Here is a 14,340-nt window from a genome sequence, read left to right as displayed (position 1 = left end):
GGTAATTAGGAGGGATTTATATGCTCGAACAAATAGCAAATTCAGCTATGACATCAATAGGGTTCTTTTGGAAGGCGGGCTGGGCATTTGTGCTTGGCTATTTTATAAGTTCTATGATTCAAGCCTTTGTTCCAAAAGTAAAAATGGTTAAGTACATGGGAGATTCTTCATTTAAATCCGTAGGGCTTGGGACTATTTTTGGAGCAATTAGTTCATCCTGTTCCTTTGCCGCTTTATCTGCAGGGAGAAGTTTGTTTAGAAAAGGGGCAAGCTTTGCTTCCACTTTAGCTTTTTTATTTGCTTCGACTAATTTAGTAATTGAATTAGGTATTTTAATCTATGTCTTTTTAGGTTGGCAGTATGTGATTGCAGAGATAATCGGTGGGATCATTCTTATCTTAATTACATGGGGTCTTGTAAGTTTGTTCTACCCTAAAAAATTAGTAGAAGAAGCTAGAAGTAATGTTGGAGAAGATGAAATGGAAGATTCATTTAATTGGAAAGAGAAAATTAAGACAAAAGAAGGATGGTATCAGGTAGGTCATGAATTTGCTCATAATTGGCAAATGGTTTGGAAAGAAATAACGATTGGTTTCACGTTGGCAGGAATAATGGCTACATATGTACCCAATGAAACGTGGAAAGCAATCTTTTTAGTGGGACAGGCTGATATTGGTTTTTGGCAACTACTTGAAAACACGCTCATAGCTCCGGTAGCTGCCATGTTAACTTTCATTGGATCGATGGGTAATATCCCAATTTCAACAATTTTAGCTTCTAGTGGTGTTACATTTGCTGGTATAATGGCTTTTATTTACTCCGATTTAGTTGTTCCGCCAATTGTTGCCGTTAATAAAAAATATTATGGATGGAAAACAGCACTGTATATTGCGGGTGTTTTCTATGTATCGATTGTAATCACTGCTTTATTATTACATTTAGGTTTTGCAAGTGTTGGTATGCTTCCAGAAGGTGCAAATTTAATCATGAAAGAGAATCCATTCAAAATAAATTATACTTTTTGGTTTAATATTGTATTCTTATTTATTGCTGGTATTGGCATATATCTAAATAAGAAATTTAAAGAACAGACTAAACACCACCATATGATGGATATGGAAGGAGACTCAAAGGCGAAAACTGTTATTACATGGATTTGTATTTCTTATGTATTCATCGGTTTTCTATCAAATTTTATACTTTAATATTAAATTAAAAAGAGCTACGTTAACTTCTTTTTCATGATAAAATAAAGAAAATCAAACTTGAGGATGTGTATCATGGCAAAACATAAGATTTATACAATGAGTTTTGCAAGTGTCTATCCGCATTATGTTAAGAAGGCAGAGAAAAAAGGACGCACGAAAACAGAAATCGATGAAATCATTCGTTGGTTGACAGGTTATAGCCAAGAAGCGTTAGAAGTGCAATTGGAAAAAGAGACAGACTTTGAGACGTTCTTTGCAGAAGCTCCCAAACTGAACCCTGCGCGAAATTTAATCAAAGGTGTAATCTGTGGTGTCCGAGTGGAGGAGATCGAAGAACCAACGATGCAGGAAATTCGTTATTTAGATAAACTGATCGATGAACTAGCAAAAGGAAAAGTGATGGAGAAGATTTTGCTGAAATAAAACTTTATGAGTTATGAGGGTGCTTAGATATAGTTAATTATCTGAGCATCTTTTTTAGTTGATTTATCCATCACAAAAGCTGCAATGTTAATTTAATGTTAAGAAATATCTATCCTGTTGCATTGAAAATAAATTAAATATACAATAAAAAACGCAAATCGATATTGGTTTTCGATATTGAGGATCGATTGTGAGAGGGGTGATTAATTGGACAATAAGGTATTGCGCAAACTATTCTTAGGTTTCATTCATATTCACATTCTGCATCATGCGAAGGAAGAGCGTATATATGGATCTTGGATGCTTGAAGAATTGCATGAACATGGTTATGAAATGAGTGCTGGTACACTTTATCCAATTCTTCATGGGATGGAGAAAGATGGGCTTCTCAGTAAAAGTGAAGTAAATGTTCAAGGGAAGATTAGAAAGTATTATCGTGCGACTGATAAGGGCGAAGAGGTTCTTGATGAAGCAAGAGCAAAGGCCTATGAGCTGTTTAAGGAAATATAAAAAAGGGGTAAACCAATGGCAAAAAATAATAAAAACAAGTTTCAGACACTAATTGAGATATTATTAATTTCAACAAAACTAGGGTTAACATCATTTGGTGGTCCCGTTGCTCACCTAGGATATTTTAAGGATGAATATATTGACCGTCGTAAATGGCTAGATGATCGAACGTATGCGGATATCATTGCTGTTTGTCAATTTCTGCCTGGTCCTGCTAGTAGTCAGGTAGGTATATCGATTGGTATGTTACGTGGCGGTTTACTTGGTGGTCTTACTTCATGGTTTGGATTCACTGTGCCATCTATTCTTGTGTTAATGGTATTTGCATTCATGTATCAAACATTTTCTTTGGATGATGCTAGTTTCATACACAGCTTGAAGATCGTTGCAGCCGCAGTTGTCCTTCATGCACTAATAGGATTAGGAAGAAAATTAACGCCTGATAAATCGCGGTTAGCAATAGCTATTGTCGCTGCTAGTATTATGTTATTATATCCATCGGCATGGATGCAGATATTAGTTATCCTAGGTGCTGGTTTAATAGGGTTAAAATTATTCACAAATAAAACTGAGTCAAAAGTTCAGCCATTCTCTGTTACTATTTCAAAAAAGCTAGGATTGACTTCTTTAGGAATTTTAATTAGTTTTCTGGTTATTTTGCCAATCTTAAATAGACTTTCAGACAATCCTTTATTAAATATTTTTGATACCTTTTTTAGAGTTGGTTCGTTAGTATTTGGTGGTGGACATGTTGTATTACCGATGATTGAGCGTGAAGTAGTGCCTACAGGGTTATTAACAGCGAATGAATTTTTGGCGGGATATGGAATGGCACAAGCTGTACCTGGTCCATTATTTACGTTTTCTAGTTATCTCGGAACAATGATGGAAGGAATCCCTGGAGGTATTGTGGCAACAATAGCAATATTTCTACCTTCATTTTTACTCATTATTGCAGCTTTACCATTTTTAAATGAATTACGTAAGAGAGCTAGTTTTCAGGGTGTTCTAATGGGTGTTAATGCTAGTGTTGTAGGTATTTTGCTAGCAGCATTTTACGACCCAGTGATCAGTAGCTCTATTTTTAGTACAACTGACTTTGCCTTAGCTGTTATATTATTTGCATTACTAAATGTATGGAAAGTCCCTGCTTGGTTAATTGTTATAGTAGGTGTTGTAGGTGGGTATATTTTGCAGTTTATTGTGTGATAAATGAAGAAGCGCTGATTCTATTCAAATATAAGGTCAGTGTTTTTTGCAAGCTGGTTGTGAATGTAAAAGGGATATCATCTATTTTTGTATTCTCAACTTTAAATACGTGTGTTAAACTAAATATCAGAAAAGTCTTTGTATTGAGAGAATTCTGAGGGGATTTTTAATAAATTTAAAAAATATTAAAAATCCCCCCCAAAAAAATAAAAGTAATTTCGTATTAATAGTAAGATAGAAAAATCGATAAAGGCAAACCTTCTGAAAGGATGGGGCGCAAAGCTATAGGGGCTAAGGACAACGTCTATGCCAGCCAGTTGCCGGTAAACAAGTACACACCCTTGTTCACGGGCGTGTACTTTTTTTTATCCCGGTGTAATCGTCCGTAAAAATCCCACTTCAAAACAACGAGGAAATCAAAGAGTTTAAGTAGGAGTAAACGGACGCTAACACCCCGAATGGTTCAGCTAACAATCAGTGGTGGAAGGACAAAAAAACCCACTGATTGAAGGTTCACTTTATAAGAAGGGAGGTTGCTATATGACAAAGAAATGGCACTTTGCATTTATTCTATTCTTTATTACTACTTTATTAGTTGGATGTAATGGAGAAACAGAATCAGATAATTCAGCAGAGGTTAACCAAAAAGAAAATGTTGAATCTGAAGAGAATGAATTACTTTATGTAAATGAAGCGTATGGCATTTCAATTGCACAAAATGCAGACTGGACATTTGAATCAGAGGTTGTTAGTGCCAATTTAAATGTAGTTCTAAGCCATAACAAGTTAGAAGCAATCATTTCAACTGTTTCGGCTGATAGAACATTTGAGGAAATAAAACAAGAATTAAAATCAGGTGCTGGTGATGTGGAGGTCATTTCGGAAGAAGGGCACACATTGTCGTACAAGTCAAAATTAAAAAATGCTGTTCGAACAGATGTATATTTTAAAGAGCATAACGACTCTAAAAACTTGATTATTATTTTTATGTCACCAAATTCTGAGTATGAACAAGCTAAACCAAATATAAAAAGCTTGTTAAATCATATTAATTAATAACAAAAAGGGAGTGTTTGGAATGAAAAAACAATTATTTAGTTTAGTTTTAGGTGCTGGATTGTTTGTCGGTGGTGGACAAGTTTTTGCAAATGAAACAGAAGAAGTAGTAAGTCCAGATTCAGAGCTTTATGATACTACTCGAATTATGGAAGAAGTAGAGTACGATTTAACCGATGATGCTAGTGATAAAGCTATTCTTCAAGACCAATATGCAACAGAGAGATTAAAAGAGTCTCAAGTAGCAATGGAAAGTGGAGATATTGAAACAGCTGAACAATTAGTAGAAGAATCTAATTCAAGTGCAGAGCAAGCGGATGCTGATTTAACTGAAGCAAAATCTTCTGGTGATGAGGATGCAGAAGAAGTAGAAGAATCCCTTTCTAAAAGTTTAGAAGAACGTTCCAAAGAGCTAACAAAGCTTCTAGAGAGAGAAGATCTACCAGAAGAAGCAAAACAGGGCATCTCTAATGCGATTAAACAAGTAGAAAATGTGGTACAAAGAGCTAAACAACGAGAAGAATTACAATCTAAGTTAGTAGATGGTGAAATAACAGAAGAAGAATTTAAGAGCGAGATGAAAGTACTAGCTGAAACCTTTAAGGAAGAAGCTAAGAAGAATAGAGAAGAAGCTAAGAAAAATAGAGAAGAAGCAAGAAAAAGTAGAGAAGAAGCAAGAAAAAGTAGAGAAGAAGCAAGAAAAAGTAGAGCAAAAGCAAAAGAACGTGAAGAAGAATTAAGAGAAGAAGCAGAAGAACGTGAAGAAGAGGCAAGAGAAGAAGCAGAAGAACGTGAGGAAGAAGCAAGAGAAGAAGCAGAAGAGCGTGAGGAAGAAGCAAGAGAACGTGAAGAAGAGGCAAGAGAAGAAGCAGAAGAGCGTGAAGAAGAATTAAGAGAAGAAGCAAGAGAGCGTGAAGAAGAATTAAGAGAAGAAGCAGAAGAGCGTGAGGAAGAAGAAAGAGAAGAAGCAAGAGAGCGTGAAGAAGAAGCAAGAGAAGAAGCAGAAGAACGTGAGGAAGAATCAAGAGAAGAAGACGAAGATGAAGATGAGGACGAAGACGACGACGACGACGAGGACGACGAAAATTCAAGAAATGAAGGTAAAGATAATAGTAGAGGTAGAGGAAACCAATAAATCATTGATACAAAAGTAAATATGTAAGAAAATAACCGAACTATAATAAAAATAGTTCGGTTATTTGTCGTTAGCTTATATGACTTATTCTAAAGGGATCTGGTACTTCTAATCAACAACTATTTTTGGGGTGTGCTGTGTACATTCTTATATTTCATTCGATGCACGTAGCCATTGTATTATAGTACAATAGGTAGACAAGAAATTCTTATGCAAAGTGAATAAAGGAGAATAATAATGGATAGTATTATATTTGATTTAGACGGAACCTTATGGGACTCAAGAGATGCAGTGGTTCTTGCCTGGAATAAAGTCTTGAGCCAAAATAAAGTTAACAAAGAATTAACGCGTGATGATTTTAAAAGAACAATGGGTCTACCATTTGAAGAAGTAAGCAAAACATTGTTACCTGATGTAGATAAGGAAGTAGTAAAAAAAGTACTTGATGATACTTGTGAGGTTGAAAACGTTTATTTAAGTGAACAAGGTGGACTTTTATATGATGATGTGGAGGACGTATTAAAAACTTTATCCCAACATTATGAGTTATATATTGTAAGCAATTGTCAAGATGGTTACATAGAAGCATTTTATCAGTATCACGGATTAGGAAAGTATTTCTTTGATTACGAAAACCCTGGGAGGACGGGGCTTTCAAAAGGTGATAACATCAAATTAATTATAGAAAGAAATCAGCTACTAAATCCTGTTTACGTTGGTGATACAAATGGTGATCTTCAGGCAGCGGAACACGCGGGAATTCCTTTCATTTATGCAAAATATGGATTTGGTGAGGTAACTGAGTATGAACATGCTGTTGATAGATTTGATGAGTTGTTAGGTATGTTTATGTAATGATACAGTGAAAACTTAATCCGTTATCTTAACAATGGGGAGAATAACAAAATGAGTATGGTAACATGGCATTTTCGTGATTTATTAGTAGATGAATGCGACCGCATTTCTGAAATCGATCCAAGCCAGTATATTGAGAAAGTATGGCGCAAGGTGGATGGAGCTTATCAGTTAATTAGAATTGATTTTATGGAAACAGATTGGCCAGATGGCTATGAAAAATATCGTGATGCACTGAAAGAAACAATTCGAGCAGCTGGTGTAGCAATTGGGGCATTCGATGGAGAAGGAAGATTAGTTGGTTTTGTAACATTAAATAGTGATATTTTCGGCAAAACTGCAAAGTATGTATTGCTTGATTCCATGTTTGTTTCAAAACAATTTCGTAACTATGGAATAGGAAAACAACTTTTTCAAAAATGTACGGAAAGAGCAAAGGAATGGGGAGCTGACAAACTCTATATGTGTGCCGCATCTTCACAAGAAACAATTGCGTTTTATAACTCTCTTGGCTGTGTTGCTGCAAAAGAAGTGAACAAACAGCTGTATGAAAGCGATCCACGTGACATCCAGTTGGAATATGCACTAAATTAATTAAAGTAAAAATCAATTGCTTGTAGTAACAGTATAATTTCACTATTAAAAATTGTAACGAGTAGTATCGGCTCATGTTATAATGAACCACTTAGGATAATGCTGACTTTTACTCTTAATGTGACGGATGCAAACAAAGCCTCCGCCCAGTGACAAAATATGGAGGTGTAAGAAAATGAACAAACGCTGGACAATTGATAAAATCAAAACATTTGTTGAGAACAATTCGGATAGTACGTTGTTAACAACGGAATATCATGGTTTTTCTCAAAATTTATTATTTAAATGTGCTTGTGGTAATAATTTTGAAAAAAGCTTTACCAAATTCAAAAATAAAAACCAACGCAAATGCGACGTATGCCAACCACCAAAAGCATCACGCTAAAAGTTATCAGGGGAAGCAGGGGACGGTTCGTTGCTTCCTTATAAAGTACATATAGATAATAGTTTCGTTATTTCTTAGGTGGGTATCGAGAAGTAAGAACGATATTTTCGGGTAAGGTGATTATAATGCCGGTACATTTAAAGCGAATTTATCAGGATGCTGATAAACAAGACGGTGTTCGAGTTTTGGTTGATCGAATATGGCCAAGAGGTATGCCGAAAGAAAATGCGAAATTAGACTATTGGATGAAAGAAATTGGACCATCAAATGAATTACGTAAATGGTTTAGACATGATCCTGAGAAATATAATCAGTTTAAACAGAAATATAAAGAAGAGCTTGAAGATGGTGACCAGCAAGAAGAACTAGAAAAACTAAAGGATATAACAAAAAAGCATAATAAAAATGTGACGTTGTTGTTTTCAGCAAAAGATGAAAGCAACAATCAAGCAAAAGTGTTAAAAGAGATATTAGATAGACAAAGATTATAGAAAGCTCATTTTATATAACACAAACGATTCTAGTTAGAACTGAATCATTTGTGTTTTATTTTATATGGTATTTGTTTCCGACCTAAAGCAGTTGTTAAAGGGTTTAGGACTCTTATGAAAGGTTCTTTTTCTGAAACAGAACAAGAGAGTTCAATATATCCTTTATGCTTACTGAACACGACCGAATTGAATACATTGATAAAGGGGCCAGACCCTCATAGTCTCCATGTTCTATATAAAATTTCTGTCCCCCCTTATGTTAACAAATATATTTAAGTAAGCGTTAATACTTGCAATTCTCTTTTCTAAACTAGATAATATAAAATGTATACAAAAGTTATACAAAAAATACATAAAGTTAATGGGGTCGGTGTTTTTATGTTTCAGTTAATGCAAGAATTTACAAAGTCTAAAAAAGAGTTATATAAAGCGGACATAAGTTTTGAAAAGAATCAAAAAGCAATTAATCTAGGAAATAAACAACTCTCTATGAGGCTTCAGTACATGGGATTTAATCAAAAGCATCTAGAGATTTTGCAAGAAATTAAACCAATCATTATGGAATTGACGGATGAAGTACTAGAAACGGTACTCGATCATCTGTATACGTTTGATGAGTTAGATCATATTGCAAGTACGCACACTTCTAGAGAACGATTAAAACAAGTTTTTGTATATTATTTTCAAAGTATATTTAGTGGTCAAATTGATGATAAGTATTTGGAAATGAGAAATCGAATGGGTAATACACACAATAATGTAGATCTACCAATCGGATGGTTTCTAGCAACCTATCAATCGATGCAATCGTTACTTATTCCAAAAGTTGTAGAGTATTTCCAAGGTGAACCAGATAAATTAACCGATGTACTTTTAGCTGTTACGGGCATTATGAACTTTGATTCACAGCTTGTTACAGAAAACTATTTAAATAGTAGGATTGAACAATTACGTCAAGTTACCGAGAAAAATGAAGAACTACAAAGAGAATTGATGCACTTGAGTCAGGAATTGGCTGCATCTGTTCAACAAACAGATGCGTCCATGGAGGAAACGACAGAAAAAGCTGAACATATAAAGAAAGAAACAGAGAAAACAGAAAAAAGCAGCCAAAATATATTAAACTTGTCGGGCGAAAGTGAAAACCAAGTGGAAAGTTTAATCCAGTCCTTTGCTGATTTGAAGAAGTCTATTGACGAGTCGATAACTGTGACTGGAGTAGTTAAGGAGATTACCAATCATATATCGGACATGACCAAAGAAATCGAAGGGATTGCCGAACAAACAAACTTACTAGCGTTAAATGCATCGATTGAAGCTGCTCGAGCTGGAGACGCAGGAAAAGGCTTTGCTGTAGTTGCAGATGAAGTCAGGAAACTTGCAGAGAACACGAAAACGATGAGTAATGACATTGTTTCTTCTATACAAAAAGGGAACGAACATATTGGAGAGCTCACTGAGAAAATGAATCATATGAATAGTTCATCTTCTGCTTCAGAGCAAGACATTGTTCAAGTTAAAGGCGGTCTATTAACTGTGAAAATGGAAATTGAAAATTATGTTAGTATGTTCTCTCGAAATAAAACAGATCTGGATCAAATTGTCTATTCTATTGCTGAAATCAAAAACACGACGACAGGCGTCTCAAAACTAGCCACGGATCTCTTGGAAAAAGCGGAAAGATAGGGAGTGGAGGAAGCAGCGAACGGTTCGCTGCTTCCTCCAACTTACTTTTTAAAAGCTTTATAAAACCCAATTACTGTATCAACAATCAAGCCAATGCTAAAGGCAGTAACAATCCAAAAATGAGACCTTTCCCATGTATCTTTGATAACAGAATACGCTTCACTCGTAGCATTTATATCACTAAATTGAGCTAAATCTTGCATGAAATTTGGGTTCCAAATGGATTGCTCTTTCAACAGAATAGCTATTAACCCTAATGTAACCCCATTCAGTAGGAAGTTATATACTGCTAATTTTTTCGTCCATTTTCCTATTACCAGTTTCAAGCTTTCCTTTAAAATACCTGTAACAATTAATCCATAAATGACTACTATAAATCCCTGGAAAGCATCTGCATTTAAAAATGGAATGATAGTTATTAGCTCGTCATTTTTAAATATAGGAACTCCGAATAATTGGTTAGAAAATAGAATGTAGACAGCAAATAGTATATAAAAAATAATTCCAAAAAGTGTTTCTCCACGTTTAATTTGGTTTTTCGGATCAGGAATAGGGGGTAGGTCGGACGGTTTCCATTTTTCATCTTGAAAATTTAACTCTCGGGGAACCTTGCCAAAATATTCAGCAACTGCAAATCCAATTGTAACCCAAGCAAAAGCTTGTGCACTGATATTAATTACGGAACCAATAAACGCAACAAAATTTTGAACTACTGAAGTTGGTTGAATGATTGTTTCAATTGCAAAAACAGTAATCATTGCGATGAGAATAGAAAACAAAATAATTTTTAACATTTGAGAATAGGGAAGAAATAAATCAGGGCTAATTAAATACCTTTTGGTTCCACGGTATTTTGCTGCCAATTCTACTGGGCTACCAAGCTCAGTAAGAACTTCTTCAATCGCATCATCTGTTACTGCATTGTTGCCTATCTTTTCCTCTAATAAATCTTCAATCAATCCACGCAGTTCCTGTGCAATGTCTTCTCGTTGTGAACTTGGGAGCCTTTTTGTTACAGCATAGATATATCTTTCAATCATCTCCATTTTCGTTTTCCCCTTCCATCAGTACTTCCATGTTTTGAAAAATTTTTTTCCATTCGATACAGAACAACTTGTAGACTTCTTTTCCAATTGTACTAAGTAAATAATATTTTCGTGGTCGAGATTCATTCGTGTCCCATTTACTTTCCAGTAATCCTTGTTTTTCTAATCTTCTAAGTAAAGGATACAAAGTTCCAGGCTCCACCTCAACACCCTTTTCTTGAAGTAACGTAACAAGCGAGTACCCATATTGGGGTTCTTCGAGCTGGCTTAATACACCAATCGTGATTGTTCCCCTGCGCAATTCCTGTAGCAATTTTTCAACCAATTTATTTACATCACTCATAGAAATCAACTCCTACATTAATTATACTGTGTGACGTACACTATTGTAAATGACATATTATAGTGATTTATGACCTATTTGAAAATAAAAAAACCTTAACATACAAACAAAGTATAAATTGTTGTATGTTAAAGGTCTGATGTTAGGACAATTAATCTCTACTAAGCCCTCTCTCAAATGCAGCAAGATGATTTACGGAGGCGTTGCGTAATTGCTGAAAAACTGTTCTCATGTCAATAGGAATTTCATATGATAAAAACTTATCATACATAGCAATGTTATCTATTTCGCCTTGTACGCCAGCTGCGAAAGATGCTTTAATGCTCTCCGGTGTCGTTACAAAGTTTTGTGATACATCTGCTGGTACTGGCACTTGATACCGCTCAAATAGTGGTAATAATGCATTGATATGTCTCAGTTCGGCTTGTTTAATCCTGATGAAAGTTGGAATGTCACCATAGGTTCCGAGAATATTATCATACCTTGCTTGTGCTAAATATTCATCTTGGATAGCATAAGTTAGCATTTGAGGGAGTGTCAATGTTGGATCCGTTAATGCTGTTTTAGCTCCATAATTCTCGATTTGACGATTAACTTTGCTACCATTTGTTAGATTTGGAATAAAAAACATAAACCAAACAGCATGATTTTGTTCATCTGCAGCTGCCCGTCGAAATCTATCTTGAATAAAAGGATCTTTCGCTTGATCGGCTATATCTAAATAAAAATCGACTGTTTCTTGTTCATCCTTAAAAGCAAATGTCATTGCTTCCCTAAAATTTTCAGGGCATTCCTCATTAATTGTATAAGTAGGTTGTTGTCCTGTTAAACCTCGATAAATGGTACTGAACTCTTCTAAATGCCGTTTTTCATCTTGTTGAATCTCAAGTATTTTTTCCTTTACATCATCTGTAGGTGCCATATTAGCTAAACGCCCATAACAATTAACGGCACTATACTCTGCATTAATCGCTTTCTGAATATCATTTATAAGGGAAATGTCATTAGGTGAACGATAAGAAGCATTGTATAGGGTATCATGATAATTTGAATACATGATCTTCCTCCTTCTGTTTAACTCTCAGCTTATTCTATGCTTGATCTATAGGTGATTGTGCACGTTGCTTTTCGGAAAGAGATTTTTACTATTTTTATAAAAGAGATTGGTATAAAAAATATGTGAAATAAGTGAATTCTAGGTACATTAACTTTATAAATGAATAGGATAATTTTATGAAATTTGTGAAAGGATTGATAAAAATGTACTATGTTCCTCAAACGTATCCATGGCAATATCAATATCCTTATTATGTGAATGTACCAATGTACGATCATGGAAGACAGTTTGTTTACGGTGCTTTTCCTAATGAGACAGGGAATGGAACTGAATATAATGATTTTAGGTCTTCAAATGGTAATATCTCATTAACTGACTATGGACCAAATCCATTTGTGACAAATATCAATGAAGCAACAAAGCAAAATGACACGTTTCGTACTGGAAAACCAAATGTATTTGGTAAGACACCTGATGAATGGGTACAGCACACGGAATTTTTAGTTAACGAAGGGTTAGAAGATGTTAAAAGAGGTATCAATGCTACACATATTCTACAAGAATTTATTCTAATGGGAATTCTTGTTGGGAAAGGATATTCTCCTGAACGTGCATATGAAACAGTAGAAGAATGGGAACGTACAGGGGAGTCCAAACTGCTTCAACAAAGTAAAAATATGTAGAGAAAGAGTAAGTATGGAAACATAATTTATAAACTTAAGGTGGTAACACGAATTGAACCTCATCCTAAGACATTACGTTTGTTTTAGGATGAGGTTATTTTTTAATAGGGATATTGTGAAACTTAGGCAACTAGATGGGTGAAACTGGATCAATTTTTTTGTTGTTACTGAATATGGTAGATATCAATCTACCATACCCCTAATTATATGCAAGTGAACGATTGAATTTGTCGTAAGCTTGTTCCGAAATAAACCCATCTAAAACCATTCCAACGGTATCCAGAAACGGAATTTCGACCTACGAATATTGGATAAAACCAAAATTGTTGAAAGCCTCGCATCCAAACATACGTAAATCTAAATAAACATCCTCTTATACTCCCTGGGTCAACTGCAAACGTTTGAGCTTGCTGTGTTTGTGCAGGAACATAATTTGGTGGTGGTGAAGAAGGTGGGCCAGCTTCTTGCCCTTGCCCAGGCGGTGCAAATGGTGGAGGTGAACCAGGAAAACCTGATGGTGGTTGCATCGTACCTCCTGCCCATGGAAAACCAGGAATCATTTGTCTTTCATCTAAAGATCCATAGGAATAATTGTGTGATTGAAATGGCATAGAAGAAACGTCCTGACCATAAATACTTCTCCAATATTCTTGTTCATCAGTAGAATACAAAATATCACTCCTTAACTTTTATCACTCTCATCCTATTCATTAGGCATTTGTTTATAAACTTGGACAGCGTTAAATGTGTGAATGCCTATATAACATTAGAAAACTAGAATTGTGTATTTGTCAGAAATAGAAATTAGTGATATTAGTGTAAAAAATACTAATGTTTTCTACTGTATTTTTGGAGTTGAAGACTAGGGGAGCAAGGTATTGGTTAGCGATAGTACTAACAATTCAAATAAAAAGAGACTGAAAGCATAATAAAAACTGAAGAGCCTACAAAATATGCTCTTCAGTAAAGAAATGTGAATTACGATGCTAGGTTATGGCTGTGTTAGGTTTTAGGCATAGAAAGATGCGCCAACAATAATCAAAAGAATAAATAATACAACAATCAACACAAAGCTGTCATTAGATTGATATCCCATAAAACTTCACCTCCCTAACTAATACATAATATTAAATTTTTTTAAATTTGGTTGGGCTATAAACCAGGAACATATTAGAAAAAAGCATTTTCAGGTAAGGCCCCTTTTAACACCAAACGATGATTTTATAAATTATCCGAAAACACTCGTGACTTCAGTCATGAGATGAATCGGCTTCGGACAAGGGATGGCATTTGCCATCTCAATTGTCCGACTGTTTGAGTGCTACATGTAAGTAATTAGATGCGAGTTTCAGTACACACCAACTCCCTTAAAACAACAAGAACAAACGTTTGTTTTTTTACTCTCCAAAATGGTATAATTGACCTAATGAGGAGGTGAAACTATGATTGTAAACAAAGCCTATAAATTTCGCATCTATCCCAATAAAAAACAGACTGAACTTATCAATAAAACCATTGGTTGTTCCAGGTTTGTTTTTAACTTCTTTTTCGGGAAACAAAAAGAAAAAGATGCTTATTGGTATATTGCCCGAGAAATGGTTCAAAATGGTCACCTACCAGCGAACAACTGGAAAGGGAAGTGTTTAAATAAATACAACA

General features: G+C 35.0%; 18 protein-coding genes and 1 riboswitch. Of the genes, 13 read left to right on the top strand and 5 right to left on the bottom strand.

The window, feature by feature from the left end; translation table 11 throughout:
- Nucleotides 1-20 precede the first annotated feature (20 nt).
- From D2K40_RS12370 to D2K40_RS16665, 11 genes are all read left to right on the top strand, one after another.
- On the top strand, nucleotides 21-1,205 hold the full coding sequence (locus D2K40_RS12370) for a permease (protein ID WP_117156412.1): 1,185 nt from the start codon (nucleotides 21-23) through the stop codon (nucleotides 1,203-1,205).
- Nucleotides 1,206-1,280: 75 nt separating this feature from the next.
- Entirely contained in the window at nucleotides 1,281-1,631 is a 351-nt protein-coding gene (locus tag D2K40_RS12365; RefSeq protein ID WP_117156411.1) for a DUF2200 domain-containing protein, read from the top strand.
- Nucleotides 1,632-1,838: 207 nt separating this feature from the next.
- Entirely contained in the window at nucleotides 1,839-2,141 is a 303-nt protein-coding gene (locus D2K40_RS12360) for a PadR family transcriptional regulator (protein ID WP_117156410.1), read from the top strand.
- A gap of 15 nt (nucleotides 2,142-2,156) precedes the next feature.
- Nucleotides 2,157-3,350, top strand: coding sequence for a chromate efflux transporter (gene chrA, locus D2K40_RS12355; protein WP_117156409.1), 1,194 nt, complete (start codon nucleotides 2,157-2,159; stop codon nucleotides 3,348-3,350).
- Between the two features lie 241 nt (nucleotides 3,351-3,591).
- A riboswitch (cyclic di-GMP riboswitch) is annotated at nucleotides 3,592-3,675 on the top strand.
- A gap of 215 nt (nucleotides 3,676-3,890) precedes the next feature.
- Nucleotides 3,891-4,406 (top strand): hypothetical protein, encoded by a 516-nt coding sequence (locus tag D2K40_RS12350; RefSeq protein ID WP_117156407.1) that lies wholly within the window; start codon nucleotides 3,891-3,893, stop codon nucleotides 4,404-4,406.
- Between the two features lie 22 nt (nucleotides 4,407-4,428).
- The gene (locus D2K40_RS16440) at nucleotides 4,429-5,541 is read left to right on the top strand and encodes a DUF5667 domain-containing protein (RefSeq protein WP_162879210.1); all 1,113 of its coding nucleotides are present in this window, start codon (nucleotides 4,429-4,431) and stop codon (nucleotides 5,539-5,541) included.
- 237 nt (nucleotides 5,542-5,778) lie between these two features.
- Nucleotides 5,779-6,396, top strand: coding sequence for an HAD family hydrolase (locus D2K40_RS12340; protein WP_117156405.1), 618 nt, complete (start codon nucleotides 5,779-5,781; stop codon nucleotides 6,394-6,396).
- A gap of 51 nt (nucleotides 6,397-6,447) precedes the next feature.
- Entirely contained in the window at nucleotides 6,448-6,990 is a 543-nt protein-coding gene (locus D2K40_RS12335; protein WP_117156403.1) for a GNAT family N-acetyltransferase, read from the top strand.
- Nucleotides 6,991-7,165: 175 nt separating this feature from the next.
- Nucleotides 7,166-7,375, top strand: coding sequence for a hypothetical protein (locus D2K40_RS12330; protein ID WP_117156401.1), 210 nt, complete (start codon nucleotides 7,166-7,168; stop codon nucleotides 7,373-7,375).
- Nucleotides 7,376-7,500: 125 nt separating this feature from the next.
- Nucleotides 7,501-7,866 carry a DUF488 domain-containing protein gene (locus tag D2K40_RS12325; protein WP_117156399.1) on the top strand — a complete coding sequence of 122 codons (366 nt, stop codon included), beginning with the start codon at nucleotides 7,501-7,503 and terminating at the stop codon, nucleotides 7,864-7,866.
- A gap of 378 nt (nucleotides 7,867-8,244) precedes the next feature.
- Entirely contained in the window at nucleotides 8,245-9,552 is a 1,308-nt protein-coding gene (locus D2K40_RS16665; RefSeq protein ID WP_229666757.1) for a globin-coupled sensor protein, read from the top strand.
- 41 nt (nucleotides 9,553-9,593) lie between these two features.
- Here D2K40_RS16665 and D2K40_RS12315 read toward each other — a convergent pair whose 3' ends face one another.
- From D2K40_RS12315 to D2K40_RS12305, 3 genes are all read right to left on the bottom strand, one after another.
- Nucleotides 9,594-10,598 carry an HAAS signaling domain-containing protein gene (locus D2K40_RS12315; protein ID WP_117156395.1) on the bottom strand — a complete coding sequence of 335 codons (1,005 nt, stop codon included), beginning with the start codon at nucleotides 10,596-10,598 and terminating at the stop codon, nucleotides 9,594-9,596.
- Nucleotides 10,585-10,941 (bottom strand): PadR family transcriptional regulator, encoded by a 357-nt coding sequence (locus tag D2K40_RS12310; RefSeq protein WP_117156393.1) that lies wholly within the window; start codon nucleotides 10,939-10,941, stop codon nucleotides 10,585-10,587. Before D2K40_RS12310 ends, D2K40_RS12315 begins: the two co-directional genes overlap by 14 nt.
- 151 nt (nucleotides 10,942-11,092) lie before the next feature.
- Nucleotides 11,093-11,998 carry a ferritin family protein gene (locus D2K40_RS12305; RefSeq protein WP_117156391.1) on the bottom strand — a complete coding sequence of 302 codons (906 nt, stop codon included), beginning with the start codon at nucleotides 11,996-11,998 and terminating at the stop codon, nucleotides 11,093-11,095.
- 203 nt (nucleotides 11,999-12,201) lie between these two features.
- On the opposite strand from D2K40_RS12305, the gene D2K40_RS12300 reads away from it, so the two are divergent.
- Nucleotides 12,202-12,681 carry a hypothetical protein gene (locus D2K40_RS12300; RefSeq protein ID WP_117156450.1) on the top strand — a complete coding sequence of 160 codons (480 nt, stop codon included), beginning with the start codon at nucleotides 12,202-12,204 and terminating at the stop codon, nucleotides 12,679-12,681.
- 203 nt (nucleotides 12,682-12,884) lie between these two features.
- Here the strand turns inward: D2K40_RS12300 and D2K40_RS12295 are convergent, their stop codons facing one another.
- Both D2K40_RS12295 and D2K40_RS12290 read right to left on the bottom strand, forming a co-directional pair.
- Entirely contained in the window at nucleotides 12,885-13,352 is a 468-nt protein-coding gene (locus D2K40_RS12295) for a hypothetical protein (RefSeq protein WP_373285579.1), read from the bottom strand.
- Between the two features lie 338 nt (nucleotides 13,353-13,690).
- Nucleotides 13,691-13,777, bottom strand: coding sequence for a YjcZ family sporulation protein (locus tag D2K40_RS12290; protein ID WP_117156389.1), 87 nt, complete (start codon nucleotides 13,775-13,777; stop codon nucleotides 13,691-13,693).
- 346 nt (nucleotides 13,778-14,123) lie between these two features.
- Between D2K40_RS12290 and D2K40_RS12285 the strand changes: the two genes are divergently transcribed.
- Nucleotides 14,124-14,340 (top strand): helix-turn-helix domain-containing protein (locus D2K40_RS12285; protein ID WP_162879199.1); only part of this gene is annotated, 217 nt, incomplete at its 3' end.

Origin of the sequence: Paraliobacillus quinghaiensis, assembly GCF_003426025.1 — a bacterium.
GTDB classification, from domain to species: Bacteria; Bacillota; Bacilli; order Bacillales; family Amphibacillaceae; genus Paraliobacillus_A; species Paraliobacillus_A quinghaiensis.
Note: the sequence above shows the minus strand (reverse complement) of the source record. Positions and strands in the feature narration are given on the sequence as shown.